This is a genomic window from Variovorax sp. LARHSF232, from assembly GCF_052871435.1.
The window spans coordinates 114547-130726 of sequence record NZ_JBIXJS010000003.1 but is presented as its reverse complement, the minus strand read 5'-3'; the positions used below and the strand labels follow the sequence as shown (position 1 = coordinate 130726).

The following is a 16180-nucleotide window of genomic DNA, read 5'->3' as shown; positions in this document are numbered from 1 at the left end:
TCGTTTCCTCTCACGCCGATGCTCCATCTACTGAATTTGCTGGCCGCGGTGTCCCTGCTGGTCTGGGGCACGCATATCGTGCGCACCGGCATGCTGCGCCTGCTCGGCGGGCGGCTGCGCACCGTGATCGCGCACAGCGCCGGCAACCGCGTGCGCGCGGTGCTGGCCGGGCTGGGCGTCACCAGCCTGGTGCAGTCCAGCACCGCCACCAACCTGCTCGTCGCTTCCTTCCTGGGCAAGGGGCTGATCGCCACTGGCGCGGCGCTGGCGGTGATGCTGGGCGCCGAGATCGGCACCGCGGTGATGGCCGTGGCCTTCTCCTTCGACCTGTCCTGGCTGTCGCCGCTGCTGATCTTCACGGGTGTCGCGCTCTACATCTCGCGCGAGAAAACGACCACCGGGCGCGTGGGCCACGTGATCATCGGCCTGGGGCTCATCACGCTGGCACTGCACCTGATCACCCTGGCCACTGCGCCGCTGACCGAATCGCCCGCGGTGCGCGCACTGCTGGTGGCCATGCCCAACGATGCCCTGGTGGACATGCTGGTGGGCGCGCTGCTGACCATCGTCTCCTACTCCAGCCTGGCGGTCGTGCTGCTGACCGCCAAGCTGGCGGACCAGGCGCTGGTGCCGGCCACGGTGGCCTTCGGCCTGGTGCTGGGCTCCAACATCGGCAGCGGCATCACGGCACTGCTGTCCAACGCCGGCGCGCCCGCGGCCGCCAAGCGGCTGCCGGTGGGCAGCCTGGCCTTCAAGTTGGCGGGCTGCCTGATCGTGCTGCCGCTGCTGCCCTGGATCCATGTCCTGCTGCAGGACATGAAGCTCGGCGTGGGCGAGCAGGTGATTGCCTTCCACCTGCTGTTCAACCTGGGGCGCGCGCTGCTCTTCATCGCCTTCACCAACGTGGCGGGCCGCTGGCTGGACCGCTGGATCACGGCGCCCAAGCAGGACCCGTCGACCATGCGCCCGCAGCATCTCGATCCGGCGGCACTGGAGACACCGTCGCTGGCCATCAGCTGCGCCGCCCGCGAGGCGTTGCACCAGGCCGACGTGGTCGAATCGATGCTGCGCGGAACGCTCACCGTGATCCGCGACAACGACCTGGCACTGGCCGAGCGCCTGCGCCGCATGGACGACGTGGTCGACGACCTGTACACCGCGATCAAGTTCTACCTGACGCAGGTCTCGCGCGAGGCGCTGTCCGAGCGCGAGAGCCGGCGCTGGACCGACATCGTCTCCTTCACCATCAACATGGAGCAGATCGGCGACATCATCGAACGTGTGCTGCAGCAGGTGGAAGACAAGAAGATCCGCAAGAACCGCAGTTTTTCCGAAGCCGGCATGGCCGAGATCGCGCACCTGCACGAGCGGCTGATCGCCAACCTGCGGCTGGGCATGAGCGTCTTTCTCGATGGCCACGTGCGCGAGGCGCAACTGCTGCTGGAGGAAAAGGCGCGTTTTCGCGACCTCGAACACGACTACGCCGCCCGGCACATCGTGCGGCTGCAGGACAACACGGCGCAAAGCATCGAGACCAGCGCGCTGCATCTGGATCTCTTGAGCGAGCTCAAGCGCATCAATTCGCACCTGTGCTCGATCGCCTATCCGATCCTGGAAAGCGCCGGCGCGCTGGCGCAAACGAGAATTCGGCATTCGCAACTGGCCACGCTGGCGTCCGGCGACGACTGACACCGGCCCGCAAGATGCTGCGGCCTTGGCCGAACTGTTAAAGTCCCAGGGCGCCCGAGTCCTCGTAGTTCAATGGATAGAACGGGGTCCTCCTAAGACTCAGATACAGGTTCGATTCCTGTCGAGGGCACCAGTACTACTGGCTCATCGTCGCCATGGCCTACAGGATGCAGTGAGCCTACATGGCTGCCTGAGTTCAGGGCCCACCGGAAGCCCGCGCCGCGCGGGCTTTTCATGCCCGTCTGTGCATGTCGGCAGACCAACCCCGGACTCCTTGGGTTTAGACCATCTTTGCAGTCCAGCAGTGCACGGCGGTTGATGCATCGGCGTTTGATTGGTAGCGGACAGTTGTCCGACAGATGACCGAGACTGTTTCTCAGTGCACACCATGAAAAACTCATCCATATCCCTCTTGGCAGCAGCCATCCTCTTTGCACCCTTGGTAGCCGCGGCCGACCCTTACAAAGACGAAAGTGGCCACGGGAAGCGCAAGTACAGCAATCGCGAATACAAGGAAGAGTATTGGGACGGCAACTGCAAGGTCGAGCGCAAGCTCGAGAAGAGTGGTGAATACAAAGAGGAACGCAAATGCAAAGGCCCCGCACACCACGGGGCCGGCCCTGCCTATGCGCCTGCTCCCGTTTATGTGCCCGTGCCGCCGGTCGAGCCTGGGATCGTCATTCAAGGCACCGTTCGGGTGAAATAGCGTTGATGTGAAACGCCGCTCTGGCCGATGATGGAGAGTGTGCGACCCTGCTTACCAAACCAGCGCCTGCGCATCCCGCACGCAGATCGCTTCCTTCCAGCTTCTAGCTACCGTTGGGCGCCGCCACCCTGAACGCGGTCTTCTTGATCTGAGACGCGTCGGCCGTGGCCGTTGCGCTGACGGTGAAGACCGCCAAAGCGCTGGTCGTATTGACGATCCGCCCCGACCATTTGCTGGGGTTGGGGTCCACGTCGAGCGCGTTGATGGCGCCGTCCGGCTGCGACGCCGTGATCCAGCCGACGCTTTGGTTGGGCGTGATGCTGACCAGGTCGCCAGATTTCAGGCTGAGCTGCCCTTCGGCGTCCGGCGTCGCCACCGTGCCGTTGACGGCCACCTCGAGCGTGAGCGTCTGCGGCACGACCGGCGCCAACGACTCGCCAAAGGTGACGGGCCGAACATAGCCCTCGCCTCCGACGGTCTGCGCGTAGCCGTTGTCGTCGCCTCCGCCGCCGCAAGCCACCAAGCCACCGATCACCGCCGCCATCAGGACGGACCACGCGAAGCGCTTCATTTCAAGCTACCCCTCATCACAGCGAGGCATCCGCGCCGGCACCAGTGCGGCGGGCCCTCGCCGAGGATCGTAACTTGCTGTTTCACCTTTGGTCGCAAACGTAGCCCAACCGTTGCACCAATCAGACTTCGCTGCCAGGTACCACCAAATGATGATGACATGGCGAGTCAGCAGTCGTAGCTGGCCTGCCAGCGCCAGATCGCATGTGCTGGTGCGAAAAAAGCGAGGCCTAGGCGGCGAGCGTCGACAGCTGCGCCATCAGCGCCGACAGCGCCTGCCCCACTGGCTGCTGCAGCTTCAGCGTGAGCAGCTCATCCGCCCGCGTGCGCCCCAGGTTCACCGCCGCCACCGGTTTGCCTGCAGCGACCGCCGCCTGCACGAAGCGAAAACCGGAATAGACCATCAGCGACGAGCCGGCCACCAGCAGCGCGTCGGCGTCCTGCAAGGCGGCGCGGGCCGCGGCGACGCGCGCCGGGGGCACGCTTTCGCCGAAGAAGACCACGTCGGGCTTGAGCATGCCGCCACAGCTTTCGCAGGCCGGAATCTCGAAGCCGGAGAAATCGCGCCCGTCCAGATCGGCGTCGCCATCCGGCGCGCGCGTGGCCGACAGCTGCGCCCAGTCCGGATTGCGGGCCAGCAGCCGGGTTTGCAGCTGTGCGCGCGGCGTGCGCTCGCCGCAGGCGGTGCAGCAGACGGTGTCGATGCGGCCATGCAGGTCGATGGTGGCGCGGCTGCCGGCGGCGTCGTGCAGGCCGTCGACGTTCTGCGTCAGCAGAAGGCGCACGTGGCCGGCCGCTTCCAGCTGCGCCAGCGCATGGTGCGCCGGGCCGGGCTGCGCCTGGCCGATCACCTTCCAGCCGATCAGGCTGCGCGCCCAGTAGCGCTGGCGCGTGGCTTCGCTGCCCATGAAGGCCTGGTAAGTCACGGGCGCCGCGCGCTTCCAGTCGCCGTTGTGGTCACGGTAGTCGGGAATGCCCGATTCGGTGCTGCAGCCGGCGCCGGTCAGCACAAACAGGCGCGGGTGCCGGCGCACGAAGTCGGCCAGGTGGTGCACGCGGGTTTCCGGAGGCATGACCGCGAGCATAGGACGGCTCAGGCCGGCCGGTGCGGGTGGCCGTCGGGGTAGGTATGCGCACGCAGCGCATCGACCTCGGTGTGCAGCGCCATGGCCCAGGCGCGGCGCTCGCGGCCGCGCGAATCCTGCGGCTCGCCGAAGCGCACGAAGGCCGTGAGCGGCGGCGCGCTGAGGGTGCGCCAGACCGAATCGAACAAGGTCTCGTCGCCGATGTAGCTGGGCGCGAAGCTGGTCTCGCCGTTGCTGCGCAGGGCAAAGCGCAGCGCAGCTGGCTGTACCGGCGCGCCGGCCGAGATCGCCGCCTGCAACAAGTTGGCATGAAAGGGCAGCAGCGCGTGGCCATCGCCGGTGGTGCCTTCGGGAAACACGCCGATCAGGTCGCCCGCGCGCAGCGCATCGGCCATGTGATGCACCAGGCGCATGGCATCGCGCCGGCGCTCGCGCTCGATATAAAGCGTGCCGCCACCCGTCGACAGGCTGCCGATCAGCGGCCAGCTGCGGATGTTCGACTTGGCCACGAAGCGCACGTGCCTGGCCGCGTGGATGGCCACGATATCGAGCCAGGACAGGTGGTTGATGACCAGCAGCAGCGGCCCCCGCACAGGCGGCGTGCCCTGCACCACCAGCGAGACGCCGAAGATCTCCAGCATCCTGCGGGCCCAGCGCTGCACTTCCTGCGAGCGCTCGTCCGGGCTCATGCGCGGGAAGGAAAAGCGGATCGTCCACCAGCCGCCAAGCCCGTGCATCACGGCCCGCAGCAGCTTCCGGCACACGACCAGCAGCTTCATCCTCAGGCTTGGAAGACCACGCGGCCGCCGACCAGCGTCGTGCGCACCCGGCCACGCAGCGCATAGCCGGCAAAAGGCGTGTGCTTGCCCTGGCTCCTGAGCGCCTCGTCGTTCACCTGCCACTCCTGCTGCGGGTCGACGATGCACAGGTCGGCCGCCTGGCCGGCGGCGATGCAGGCGCTGCCGGCGGCAGGCACCAGCCGTGCCGGCGCCGTGGTGACGGTCTCGAGCGCGCGCCGGATGCCGGCGCCGCTCTGCTCGCCCCACTGCAAGGCCAGCGGCAACAGCAGTTCGAGGCCGGTGCCGCCGGCCTCGCTCTCGGCAAAGGGCAATGTCTTGGCGTCGGACTCGACCGGCGTGTGGTCGGACACCAGCGCGTCGATGGTGCCGTCGGCCAGCGCCGCCGACAGCGCATCGCGGTCGCGCTGCTGGCGCAGCGGCGGATTGAGGCGCGCGCGGCTGTCGAAGTAGCCGATGTCGGTGTCGATGAGGTGCAGCGAGTTGATGCTGACGTCGCAGCTCAGCGGCAATCCTTCGGCCTTGGCGGCGCGCACCAGCGCCACGCCAGCCGCGCTCGACAGCCGGCACAGGTGGACCTTGGCCCCGGATGAGCGCATCAGTTCGACGATGGTGAAGATGGCGATGGTCTCCGCCGCCACCGGCACGCCCGACAAGCCCAGCCGCGTGGCCAGCGGGCCGCTGGCGGCCACGCCCTTGCCCAGGTCGCGGTCCTGCGGGCGCAGCCACAGCGTGTAGCCGAAGGTGCTGGCGTACTGCAGCGCGCGCTGCAGCACCTGGATGCTGGGCAGCGGCACCTCGGCCTGGCCGAAGCCGACACAGCCGGCTTCGGTGAGCTCGGCCATCTCGGTGAGGATCTCGCCGGCCAGGCCGCGCGTGATGGCGCCCAGCGGAAAGAGACGCGCGCCATCGAGCTTCTCGGCGCGGTACTTGAGCATCTCGACCAGGCCGGGCTCGTCCAGCACCGGGTCGGTGTCGGGCGGGCACACCAGGCTGGTCACGCCGCCGGCCACCGCCGCCGCCATTTCGCTTTCCAGCATGCCTTCGTGCTCGTAGCCGGGCTCGCGCAGGCGGGCTGCCAGGTCGACCAGGCCGGGCATGACGATGCAGCCCTGGGCGTCGATGGTCTGCGCGGCGTTGAAGTCGGCGGGAATGTCCTTCAGCGCAACGATGTTTCCGTTGGCGATGGCGATGTCGGCCTTCTCGTCGAAGCCGGTGGCCGGGTCGATCACGCGGCCGTTCTTGATCAGGATGTTCTTGTTGTCGTTCATGCCTCGTTCCCCGCCACGATGCTCATCACCGCCATGCGCACCGCAATGCCGAAGGTGACCTGCGGCAGGATCACGCTCTGCTGGCCATCGACCACAGCCGAGTCGATCTCGACGCCGCGGTTGATCGGGCCTGGATGCATCACGATGCAATCGGGCTTGGCGTGTGAAAGCTTCTCGGGCGTCAGGCCGTAGGTCTTGAAGAATTCCTGCGACGAGGGCAGCAGCGCGCCGCTCATGCGCTCGTTCTGCAGGCGCAGCATGATGATGACGTCGCAGCCCTTGATGCCCTCTTCCAGCGTGTGGCACACGCGCACGCCCATCGGCGCCATGTCGGCCGGCACCAGGGTCTTGGGGCCGATCACGCGCACCTCGGCGCAGCCCAGCGTGGTGAGGGCGTGGATGTCGGAGCGCGCCACGCGCGAATGCAGCACGTCGCCGACGATCGCCACCGTCAAGTTGGAAAAATCCTTCTTGTAGTGACGGATCGTGTACATGTCGAGCAGCCCCTGCGTCGGGTGCGAATGCCGCCCGTCGCCCGCGTTCACCACGTGCACGTGCGGCGCCACATGCTGGGCGATCAGGTAGGGTGCGCCCGATTCGCTGTGCCGCACAACGAACAGGTCGGCCGCCATCGCGCTCAGGTTGGCGATGGTGTCCAGGAGCGACTCGCCCTTGCTGGCCGAGGAGCGCGCGATGTCCAGGTTGATGACGTCGGCCGACAGCCGCTTGGCCGCGATCTCGAAGGTGGTGCGGGTGCGTGTCGAGTTCTCGAAGAACAGGTTGAACACGCTCTTGCCGCGCAGGAGCGGCACCTTCTTGACCTCGCGGTCGCTCACGCTGGTGAAGTTGGCGGCCGTGTCCAGGATGTGGATCAGGGTGTCCTTGGGCAGGCCCTCGATGGACAGCAGGTGGATCAGCTCGCCGTTCTTGTTGAGCTGCGGGTTGCGCTTGTACAGCACGCTCACGCTCCTTCTTGTTCGATCTTCAGCGCGAAGCCACCCTGGGCGTCGCGGTCCAGTGCCAGCGACTGGCTGGCCGGCAGCTCGAGCCGGACTGCGGCAAAGTCGGCGGCCACCGGCAACTGGCGCCCGCCGCGGTCCACCAGCACCGCCAGGCGCACCGAAGCGGGACGGCCGAAGTCGAACAGCTCGTTGAGCACTGCGCGGATGGTGCGCCCGGTGTAGAGCACGTCGTCCAGGATCAGGATGTCGGCGCCATTCACGTCGAAGGGCAGCGCCGTCTGGATGCTCGATGCCAGGCCGCGGCGCGCGAAGTCGTCGCGGTGCATGGCCGAGGAAATGATGCCGGGCGCGCCGGCGAGGCCCAGGTCGCGCTGCAGGCGCTCGACCAGCCAGGCGCCGCCGGAGGTAACGCCAACCAGCTTGGTGGCCGGCCGCATCAGGGCTTTGACACCTGCGAGCAGCGCCTGGTAGAGCGCCTCGGCATCGGGGAGTTGCGGGTTCACGGAAGGCTCCTTAGAAACTGTTCGAGGATGATGCAGGCCGAAGCCGCATCGGGGTCGCGGGCGCCGTTGGCCAGCGCCTCGGTGGTGCTGTAGCGCTCGTCGACCTGGTAGACCGGCAGGCGAAAGCGCCCTTCCAGCTGGCGCGCGAAGCGCTGGGCCGCGCGCGTCATCTCGTGCGGCGCGCCGTCCGGGTGACAGGGTACGCCGACGACCAGGGCGTCGGGCTGCCATTCGCGGATGCGCTTTTCCACCTGGGCAAAACGGGCATCGCCTTCGGCGGCGATGGTGGCTTGCGGGGTGGCGGCGCCCAGCATCCGGTTGCCGCTGGCCACGCCGGTGCGCTTCTTTCCCAGGTCGAAGGCCAGAAAGCTCTGAAAATGGGACGGGACGGATGGGACAGCGTCTGTGGCCATCGCCGCAACGCGCATCAGGCGTGCCCCGCGTCTGGCGACAGCTTCCAGGCCTCCAGCCCGAGCAGCAACAGCGCCTTGCTGTAGCGCTGGTCGACCGGCGTGTCGAAGATGACGGCCGGGTCGGCGTCCACCGTGAGCCAGCTGTTTTCCGCCAGCTCCGATTCGAGCTGGCCCTCGCCCCAGGCCGCGTAGCCGAGCGAGACCAGCACCTTGCGCGGGCCGGAGCCGGTGGCCAGCGCCTCCAGCACGTCGCGCGAGGTGGTGAGTTCCAGGCCGCCCGGGATGGTCATGGTCGAGGCATAGACCGGCTCGGTGTTTTCCGGCGGGTTGGCAAATACCGGCTCGTGCAGCACGAAGCCGCGCTCGGTCTTCACCGGGCCGCCCTGGAACACCGGCTCGTCGCCGATCCCGGCCTGGTTGGTGGGCAGCTCGACCTTCTCGAACAGGGCCCGCAGATTGATGTCGCTGGGCTTGTTGATCACCAGCCCCAGGGCGCCGCGCTCGCTGTGCTCGCACAGGTAGATGACGCTGCCGGCGAAGGCCTCGTCCCGCAGCCCCGGCATCGCGATCAGAAAGTGATGCGTGAGGTTCATGCGGGCAGAATCGGTCGACATGCCGCCGATTTTACTGGCCGTCGACAAAACATATCCCCGTGGGCTGGTGTGGTTTCGGCGCGACCTGCGCGTGACGGACAACGCAGCGCTCTATCACGCGCTGCGCAGTTGCCGCGAGGTGGTGTGCGCCTTCGTCTTCGACACGGCCATCCTCGATGGGCTGCCGCGCGCGGACCGGCGGGTGGCGTTCATCCGCGCGTCATTGACGGAGCTGGCGGACGAACTGCACGCGCGCGGCGGCGAGCTGGTCGTGCGCCACGCCCTGGCGCAGGACGAGATTCCCCGCCTGGCGCAGCAGTTGCGCGTGCAGGCGGTATTTGCCAACCGCGACGACGAGCCCGCCGCGCTGGCGCGCGACGCCCAGGTGTTGGGCGCCCTGGCCAATGCGGGCATCACCTTCCACGGCTACAAGGACCGCGCCATCTTCGAGCGCGACGAGTTGCTGACGCCCACCGGCCAGGTTTTTTCCGAGTTCGCGTCCTACAAGCGCGCCTGGCTGGCCAAGCTGAGCGACTTCTACCTCAAGCCCTACCCGGTGGAGCGCTACCTCGACGCGCTGGCCCGTGCCCCGCAGGTGCTGCGCGCGCCGGTGCCCGCCCTGGCCGAACTCGGCTTCGAACCCACCCACCTGGGCGAGCGGGAGATCCCGACTGGCGCCAGCGGTGGCACGGCCCTGTTCGAGGAGTTCTTCGACAAGCGTATCGAGCGCTATGAAGAGGCGCGCGACTACCCCGGCGTTCGCGGCCCCAGCTACCTGGGCGTGCACCTGCGCTTTGGCACCGTGTCGATCCGCGCGCTGGCCGGCGCGGCGCACCAGCTGGCGCAGGCCGGGAGCCGCGGCGCGGCCAGCTGGCTCGGCGAGCTGATCCGGCGCGAGTTCCATTTCCAGCTGTTGGCGCATCACCCCCAGCTGGCGGCCGGCAAGAGCTTTCGGCCCGCGTACGACAAGATCGCCTGGCACCACGGCAAGCATGCCGACGCACTGTTCGAAGCCTGGTGCGAAGGCCGCACCGGCTACCCGCTGGTGGATGCGGCGATGGCGCAACTCAGCCAGAGCGGCTACATGCACCACCGCTTGCGCATGCTGGTGGCCAGCTTTCTTTGCAAGGACCTGGGACTGGACTGGCGCCGCGGCGAGGCCTGGTTTGCGCGCCATCTCAACGATTTCGAACTGGCCTCCAACAACGGCGGCTGGCAATGGGCCAGCGGCAGCGGCTGCGATGCGCAGCCCTGGTTTCGCATCTTCAACCCGGTGACGCAGAGCGAGCGATTCGACCCTGACGGCAAGTTCATCCGACGCTACCTGCCGCAGCTGGCCCCGCTCTCGAACACCTCGATCCACGCCCCCTGGCTGGCCACGCCGATGGAGTTGGAGGCCGCCGGCGTCCGCCTGGGCGAAACCTACCCGCATCCCATCGTCGATCACGGCGAAGCGCGCGAGCGGACTCTGCAGCGCTACGCGGTGGTGAAGGAAGGCGCCGCCGGCGCCAGGACTCCCAGGGCGCCCCGGGGAAAAAAATAAGCGCCCGGCGCAGTTGCGGCTGCGGCGGGCGCTCTGGCCTTGCGGCCTTGGAGAGAAGGCTCAGGCTTCCAGTTGCTGCGCTTCGGCCATGGTGTAGCTGCGCACCAGTCGCAGCAGCTCTTCTTCCGAATAGGGCTTGCCCAGGTAGTGGTTCACGCCCAGCTGCTTGGCATGCTCGCGATGCTTTTCGGCGATGCGCGAGGTGATCATGATGATCGGCAGGTCGGCCAGTGCCTCGTCGGCGCGGATGTTGCGCGCCAGGTCGAAGCCGTCCATGCGCGGCATCTCGATGTCCGACAGCACCAGCGCCGGGCGCTCTTCCTGCAGGCGTTCCAGCGCCTGCAGGCCGTCGGCCGCCAGCGCCACGCGATAGCCTTCGCGCTGCAGCAGGCGCTGCGTGACACGGCGCACGGTGATGGAGTCGTCCACCACCAGCACCAGCGGCACCTGCGGCACAGCGGGTTCGAGCATCACCGGTGCGGCCGGAACGTCTGCTCCTGCTTCGGCCTGGCTGGCCAAGTGCGCGTGGGTCTGCAGCTGGCGTGCCTGCTCGCCGTGCACGGCGGCCAGGGCCACCGGGTTGTAGATCAGAGCCACCGCGCCCGAGGCCAGCACCGAGATGCCGGCCATGCCGGGCAGGCGCGAGAGCTGGGGCCCCAGGTTCTTGACCACGACTTCCTGGTTGCCCAGCACTTCGTCCACGTGCAGGGCGACGCGCTGCGCCGCACTGCGCACCACCGCCACCGTGTTGGCGCGGCCCAGTTGGCGCTCGCTGCGCGCCGAAGACTGCAGCAGGGCGCCCGACCAGAAGAAAGGCAGCTGCTCGCCGCCGAAGGCATAGCGGCCGCTGGCGTAGGCCGCCTCCAGCTCGGGGGCGCCGACGCGCTGCACCAGCTCCACCAGGTTGGACGGCACGCCCATCGACAGCTCGCCGGCGCGCATCATCACCACGTGGGTCACGGCGGTGGTCAGCGGCAGCACCAGTTTGAAGGTGGTGCCCTGCCCCGGATTGCTTTGCGTCTCGATGCGGCCGCCCAGGGCCGCCACGTCAGCGCGCACCACGTCCATGCCGATGCCGCGGCCGGCCAGTTCCGACACCTGCGTCGCGGTGGAGAAGCCTGGGTGGAAGATCAGTTCGGCAGCCTGCTCGGGCGAGACCGGCTGGCCCGCCGGCACCAGGCCGAGGGCGTAGGCACGCTCGGCAATGCGGCTGAGGTTCAGACCGGCGCCGTCGTCGCGGAAGCTCACCGAGACGTCGTTGCCCTCGTGGTGCAGGTCGATCACGATCAGGCCGCTGGTCTCCTTGCCGGCGCGGCTGCGCAATTCGCCGTCCTCGATACCGTGCGCCACGCAATTGCGCAGCAGGTGTTCGAAGGCGGGCGTCATCCGCTCCAGCACGCCGCGGTCCATTTCGATGGAGCCGCCGGTGATGTCCAGCCGCACCTGCTTGCCGGTGTCCTTGGAGGCCTGGCGCACCACGCGGTAGAGGCGCTCGGAAATGCCCTCGAACTCCACCATGCGGGTGCGCAGCAGGCCGCGCTGCAGTTCACGCGTCTGGCGGGCCTGCGCGCTCAGGTCGTCTTCGGTGGCCTGCACCGTCTTTTGCAGGGAGCGCTGCACGGTGGCCACGTCGTTCACCGACTCGGCCATCATGCGGGTGAGTTCCTGCACGCGGGTGAAGCGGTCGAACTCGAGCGGGTCGAAGCCCTGCTGCGAATCCTTGGCCTGGGCCAGGCGCGACTGCATCTGGCTTTCGGCCTGCACCTCGATGTCGCGCAGCTGCTGGCGCAGGCGATCCAGGTTGCCGGTGAGGTCAGTCAGCGAAGTGCTGAGCTGGCCCAGTTCGGCTTCCAGGCGCGAGCGGGTGATGATCACTTCGCCGGCCTGCGCCACCAGGCGGTCCAGCAGCTGCGTGCGGATCCGCACCACCTGGCCGGCGCCAGTGCGCAGCGGCGTCAGCACGCTGGGCGCCGGCGCCGTCAGGCGCGGGGCAGCGGCGGGCGTCGCCTGGCCGGCCGGGGCCGGCTCGAAACTGGCGGCGTTGGCGGGCGCGGCAGGGGCCGCTTCGGAGGGCTGGGCCGCGGCCTGCAACACGACTGGCGTGCTGACCGTGGGCACTGCCGCGATGGCGGCCACGGCACGCTCGGCCAGTTCGACCTGGGCCGCGCCGTCGGCGGCACGCAGGCTGTCGAAGTCGGCTTGCAGCACGTCGAAGCGGCCGTACAGCTCCTCGATGGCCTGGCGCGGGATGTTCTCGACGCCGATCACCTCGACCTCGGACTCGATGCGGTGGGCACGCTCGCCCAGGCGCATGGCGCCAGCCAGGCGGGCGCTGCCCTTCAGGGTGTGCAGGGCGCGCAGAACGATGGCGCGTTGGCCCATGTCATCGGTCGACTCGGCCCAGGCGCGCAGGGCAGCGGCCAGTTGCGGCAGGATTTCGGCGGCCTCTTCCTCGAAGATGGGGAACAGGTCGGCGTCGACCGCATCCATCACGTCGATCGCGTCGTCGGAGTCTTCCAGCGTCACCTCGGCCGGCGCGTGGGGTACGTGCGCGGCCGCGGGCTGCGCATGCGTTTCAAGCGGCTCCTGCACCGGCATCGGCATCGGCGCCACGGCCAGGTCGCGCAGGGCTTCCAGCGTTTCGTCGGCGGGGTCCTTCAGCACGCCGGCGGCGAACTGGTGCAGCAGGCGGCGCAGCTCGTCGGCGGCCAGCACCAGCACCGTTCCTTGCTCGTGCGTGCCCTGGCCTTGCATCTGCAGATGCGCCAGCGCGGCTTCGATCAGCCGGGCCATGCCCGACAGGCCCTGGAAGCCGACGGTGGAAGAACTGCCCGACAGCGAATGCGCCAGCGCAATGGTGGAGTCCTGGATGCGCAGGTGCGGCTCCAGCGCCCACTCGCCCACTTCGGTGGCGAGCTGCCGCGACCACTCGTCGGCCTCGTTCAGGTAGACGTTGTAGAGCGCGATGCCGATGCGCAGCGGGCCGATGGCCTTGAAGGACTCGTCGCTGGCAGCGGCCGGCGGCTGCGGCTGTGCTTCGGGCGCCGGCGCGGCGACTTCCACCGCTGCCTTTTCGAAAGTTTCGAAGGTTTCGAAGTCCAGCGACGGCGGTTCTTGGCTTGCGGGCGCAGCGGCTGCGGCCGGAGGCCCGGACGGCAGCTCGAAGACCGGCTTGGATTCCGGCCGCGCGGCAGGCAGGGCCCGCAACTCGAAGGGATCGGCCAGCGCCGTGGGCTCGAATCCAGGCTCGAAATCCGGCTCGATAGGCTCGACAGGCGCGCGTTGCGGTGCCATGAAGTCGATGTCGTCGCCGGCCGTGTCGAAGGCCAACGGCGGCACTTCCGCGGACGCCGGCTTCTTCTCTTCGAACTCCAGGAAATCGGTGGACGGGAAATCCGCGAGGTGATGCACGTCCAAGGCGTCGGGCAGGCTGGCAGCCGGTGTCTCGGCCACCGGCGGCTCGGCGTCGAGCGAGGTGAGATCCAGGTCCAGGTCGGGCAGCGCGTCGAAAGCGGGCAGCGGTTCGACCGGTGCAAGGGGCGCCGGACTGGACGCTTGCGCGAAGTCGGTCGGCGGCGTCGCTTGCGCGGCGATCTGGCGCGCAGCGGCGGCCAGCATGCTCGAATCGGCGGCCGGCGCGGCAGGCGCCGCCAGCGGCTCGCCGCTGCCGAGCGAACGGGCCAGATCGCTGAAGGGGGCGGACTGCCAGGAATGCGGCTCGCCCGAGGCAATGGCCTCGACCCAGGCGCCGAAGTCGCGCAGGGCGGTGCCGGCGCCGGCGATCAGCTCCTTGCTGGCCGGACGCTGATCTGCCAGCCAGGTGTTGAGCACCTGCTCCATCGACCAGGCAGCATCGCCGAAGTCGGTCAGGCCGACCATGCGCGAGCTGCCCTTCAGGGTGTGGAAGGCGCGGCGCAGGATGGTGAGCTCGCCCACGTCGGCGGAGTCGTGCTCCAGTTCACCCACGGCCACCAGGCCGTTCTCGACGACTTCGCGCGCCTCGTCCAGGAAGATGTTCTGCAGGTCGTCTTCGGCCAGTTCGGTGACGAAGGTCTCGGGCAGCGCTTCCAGCGGCGCCGGACCGGTGATCTTGGCGGTCCAGCTGTCGGCGGCGCGGCTGAATTCCTCGAACGGGGAGGCCCCGGACTTGCCGTCCTTTTTCTTCTTGCTCTTGGGCGCGGCCAGCTCGGCCAGCTTGGCAGCGATCTGGGCGTCGATCTGGTCGGACGTGAGCGGCGCCGGCTCGGACACAGGCACCACCGGAGCGGCCGGTGCCTCGGCCACGGCCTCGGCTTCGGCCTGGCGCCCCATCAGCGGCTTGAGCTCGCCCGCCTGGCTGTCGAACACGAACAGGCGCTTGGCCAGGGCCGGCTGGTAGCCCAGCATGTCGATCAGGAAGCCCAGCGCGCCCAGGTTGTTGCCCAGCGCGTCGAAGGCGCCCGGCTCTTCGGCGCTCGCGCCTTCGGCCATCAGCTCGTCGACGTTGTCGCGCATGCGCTGCACGGTCTGCGCGGCCTGGTCCAGGCCGAGCACGGAGAACACGCCGCGCATCTGCATCAGCTGGCTGGGCACGGTGCGCAGATGGCCCTTTTCCGACGGGTGGCGGAAGAACTGGTCCATCGCCTTCTCGAGCTCGCTCAGGTGGCTGCGCAGCTCGTCGACCACGGTGCCCATGGTCTGGCGGTCGCTCACGCGGCGGTAGAGCTCTTCCATCCAGGGCTCGAGCGGCTCGGAACGGCCGCCTTCGCGGGCGCGCTCGATGCGGCCGGCCAATTGGACGGTGCGGGCGGTGAGCTGGCGGTCGTTCGGGTCCAGGTCCTCGAAGGCGGCTTCCAGGTACAGCACCGAGGTCGCCACTTCCATGGCCAGTTCGGTGCCCGGCGGCTTGCCGGAACGCAGCGAGGCGTCGACCGCGTTGTTGAGCGCCTGCACCATCGGCAGGCTGGGCGGATGGAGCTTCTGCAGCGATTCGGTGAGCGCGCCGAAGCTGTCCACCGCCTGGCGCACGCGGCCCATGTCGCCGCCCGAGAGCGCCGACCACATTTCCTTGGCGCCCTCGATGCGCTTGCGCGCCTGCGCCAGCACGATCGGATCGAAGCGGCCGAACTGCTCGCTGGTGTAGTCCACCGCGCGCTCGTTGGCGATGCCCCAGGCGGTGCGCACGGCGCGCAGGGTGGGCGCCTCGTCGCGCGGGCTGGGCACGGCCTGGGCGCAGAAGAACAGCAGATCCAGGGCAAGACGGTCGGAAACCGTGTCGTCGCCGCGCGCCAGGGTGGCGTACTGCAGCAGCACGCGCGAAGCAGCGCGCTTCACATAGAGATCGGTCGTGATCAGCGACAGCCCGAGCGCCTCGAAGAAGCCGCCGGCCAGCGCCCAGAAGCTGCGCGCGCGCGCCGCCGAGGCGCCGCGCGACAAGCCGACGCAGATGTCCTGCAGCCGGCGAGCGGCCGTGTCGTCGCCGGTCTTGACCACCTTGAGCAGTTCGCGGTCGAACTTGGAGCGCACCGCCGGGTCGTAGACCAGCGCCGGCTTGCTGCTGGCAAGCTGGATGTCGGCCCAGCGCCAGGGCATCGGCCACAGGTCGGCCGGATGCACGCGCTCATTGCCCACCAGTTCGAGCACGTCGCGGTATTGCGGGAACAAGGCCACCGAAGACACCGACTTGCCGGCCAAGAGGGCCTGCAGGAAGTCGGTGACGGCGAAGCCGGCGCGGTCCAGTTTCTGGGCGGCCGTGTCGCTGCAGCGCTGCGGCTCCTGCACGAAGCTTTGCACCGCGAACTCCATGGCGCCCAGCACCAGCGCGGGCGTCGCATGGCCGACCATCTGCAAGGCGCCGACGGCCTGGTGCAGCTGCTGGCGCACCAGGCGCAGCGGGCCGATGTCGACCTCCGCCGTGCCGGTGTTTTCGCGCGCGAATCGCCGCAGCGATTTGCTGCAGGTCTCGAGCGACTTCTGGATTTCTCCGAGCACCCAGGCCAACGGCCCGAGGTCTTCAGCGCCCTGCGCGTTGCCGGCGACAGGGGCGGTTGCGGGGGCGAGGGTCGACAC

The 16180-nt window shown here is 68.7% G+C and carries 12 protein-coding genes and 1 tRNA gene; 4 read left to right on the top strand and 9 right to left on the bottom strand.

Annotated features, from left to right (window positions below):
• Nucleotides 1-18 precede the first annotated feature (18 nt).
• The 3 genes from ACIPRI_RS09500 (at nt 19) to ACIPRI_RS09490 (ending at nt 2395) form a co-directional block, all read left to right on the top strand.
• Nucleotides 19-1689 carry a Na/Pi cotransporter family protein gene (locus ACIPRI_RS09500; RefSeq protein WP_446621186.1) on the top strand — a complete coding sequence of 557 codons (1671 nt, stop codon included), beginning with the start codon at nt 19-21 and terminating at the stop codon, nt 1687-1689.
• A gap of 58 nt (nt 1690-1747) precedes the next feature.
• Nucleotides 1748-1822: transfer RNA gene (locus ACIPRI_RS09495), tRNA-Arg, on the top strand.
• 255 nt (nt 1823-2077) lie between these two features.
• Complete coding sequence (locus ACIPRI_RS09490) at nt 2078-2395, top strand: hypothetical protein (protein ID WP_446621185.1); 318 nt, start codon at nt 2078-2080, stop codon at nt 2393-2395.
• A gap of 103 nt (nt 2396-2498) precedes the next feature.
• Here ACIPRI_RS09490 and ACIPRI_RS09485 read toward each other — a convergent pair whose 3' ends face one another.
• The 8 genes from ACIPRI_RS09485 to ACIPRI_RS09450 form a co-directional block, all read right to left on the bottom strand.
• Nucleotides 2499-2966, bottom strand: a complete 468-nt coding sequence (locus ACIPRI_RS09485; protein WP_446621184.1) for a hypothetical protein — start codon at nt 2964-2966, stop codon at nt 2499-2501.
• A 229-nt stretch (nt 2967-3195) separates the two neighbouring features.
• Complete coding sequence (locus ACIPRI_RS09480) at nt 3196-4038, bottom strand: NAD-dependent protein deacetylase (protein WP_446621183.1); 843 nt, start codon at nt 4036-4038, stop codon at nt 3196-3198.
• A 20-nt stretch (nt 4039-4058) separates the two neighbouring features.
• Nucleotides 4059-4829 (bottom strand): lysophospholipid acyltransferase family protein, encoded by a 771-nt coding sequence (locus ACIPRI_RS09475; protein WP_446621182.1) that lies wholly within the window; start codon nt 4827-4829, stop codon nt 4059-4061.
• A 2-nt stretch (nt 4830-4831) separates the two neighbouring features.
• Complete coding sequence (locus ACIPRI_RS09470) at nt 4832-6118, bottom strand: dihydroorotase (RefSeq protein ID WP_446621181.1); 1287 nt, start codon at nt 6116-6118, stop codon at nt 4832-4834.
• Nucleotides 6115-7077: an aspartate carbamoyltransferase catalytic subunit gene (locus tag ACIPRI_RS09465; protein WP_446621180.1), complete on the bottom strand. Its 963-nt coding sequence runs from the start codon at nt 7075-7077 to the stop codon at nt 6115-6117. The genes ACIPRI_RS09470 and ACIPRI_RS09465 overlap by 4 nt, the downstream gene beginning before the upstream one ends.
• Nucleotides 7078-7079: 2 nt before the next feature.
• Complete coding sequence (pyrR, locus tag ACIPRI_RS09460; RefSeq protein ID WP_446621179.1) at nt 7080-7583, bottom strand: bifunctional pyr operon transcriptional regulator/uracil phosphoribosyltransferase PyrR; 504 nt, start codon at nt 7581-7583, stop codon at nt 7080-7082.
• A complete protein-coding gene (gene ruvX, locus ACIPRI_RS09455) occupies nt 7580-7996 on the bottom strand; it encodes a Holliday junction resolvase RuvX (protein ID WP_446621178.1) in 417 nt (138 codons plus the stop codon). The genes pyrR and ruvX overlap by 4 nt, the downstream gene beginning before the upstream one ends.
• 14 nt (nt 7997-8010) lie before the next feature.
• Nucleotides 8011-8610 carry a YqgE/AlgH family protein gene (locus tag ACIPRI_RS09450; RefSeq protein WP_446621177.1) on the bottom strand — a complete coding sequence of 200 codons (600 nt, stop codon included), beginning with the start codon at nt 8608-8610 and terminating at the stop codon, nt 8011-8013.
• Here ACIPRI_RS09450 and ACIPRI_RS09445 point away from each other — a divergent pair.
• A complete protein-coding gene (locus tag ACIPRI_RS09445; RefSeq protein ID WP_446621176.1) occupies nt 8609-10132 on the top strand; it encodes a cryptochrome/photolyase family protein in 1524 nt (507 codons plus the stop codon). The genes ACIPRI_RS09450 and ACIPRI_RS09445 overlap by 2 nt on opposite strands.
• Before the next feature lie 60 nt (nt 10133-10192).
• On the opposite strand, the gene ACIPRI_RS09440 is transcribed toward ACIPRI_RS09445, so the two are convergent.
• On the bottom strand, nt 10193-16180 hold the full coding sequence (locus ACIPRI_RS09440; protein WP_446621175.1) for an Hpt domain-containing protein: 5988 nt from the start codon (nt 16178-16180) through the stop codon (nt 10193-10195).

Coding starts and splice junctions, on each gene's coding strand:
- ruvX (WP_446621178.1), bottom strand. CDS start 7,996: ATGGCCACAGACGCTGTCCCATCCGTCCCGTCCCATTTTCAGAGCTTT.
- ACIPRI_RS09445 (WP_446621176.1), top strand. CDS start 8,609: ATGCCGCCGATTTTACTGGCCGTCGACAAAACATATCCCCGTGGGCTG.
- ACIPRI_RS09500 (WP_446621186.1), top strand. CDS start 19: ATGCTCCATCTACTGAATTTGCTGGCCGCGGTGTCCCTGCTGGTCTGG.
- ACIPRI_RS09490 (WP_446621185.1), top strand. CDS start 2,078: ATGAAAAACTCATCCATATCCCTCTTGGCAGCAGCCATCCTCTTTGCA.
- ACIPRI_RS09475 (WP_446621182.1), bottom strand. CDS start 4,829: ATGAAGCTGCTGGTCGTGTGCCGGAAGCTGCTGCGGGCCGTGATGCAC.
- ACIPRI_RS09480 (WP_446621183.1), bottom strand. CDS start 4,038: ATGCCTCCGGAAACCCGCGTGCACCACCTGGCCGACTTCGTGCGCCGG.
- ACIPRI_RS09450 (WP_446621177.1), bottom strand. CDS start 8,610: ATGTCGACCGATTCTGCCCGCATGAACCTCACGCATCACTTTCTGATC.
- ACIPRI_RS09470 (WP_446621181.1), bottom strand. CDS start 6,118: ATGAACGACAACAAGAACATCCTGATCAAGAACGGCCGCGTGATCGAC.
- ACIPRI_RS09485 (WP_446621184.1), bottom strand. CDS start 2,966: ATGAAGCGCTTCGCGTGGTCCGTCCTGATGGCGGCGGTGATCGGTGGC.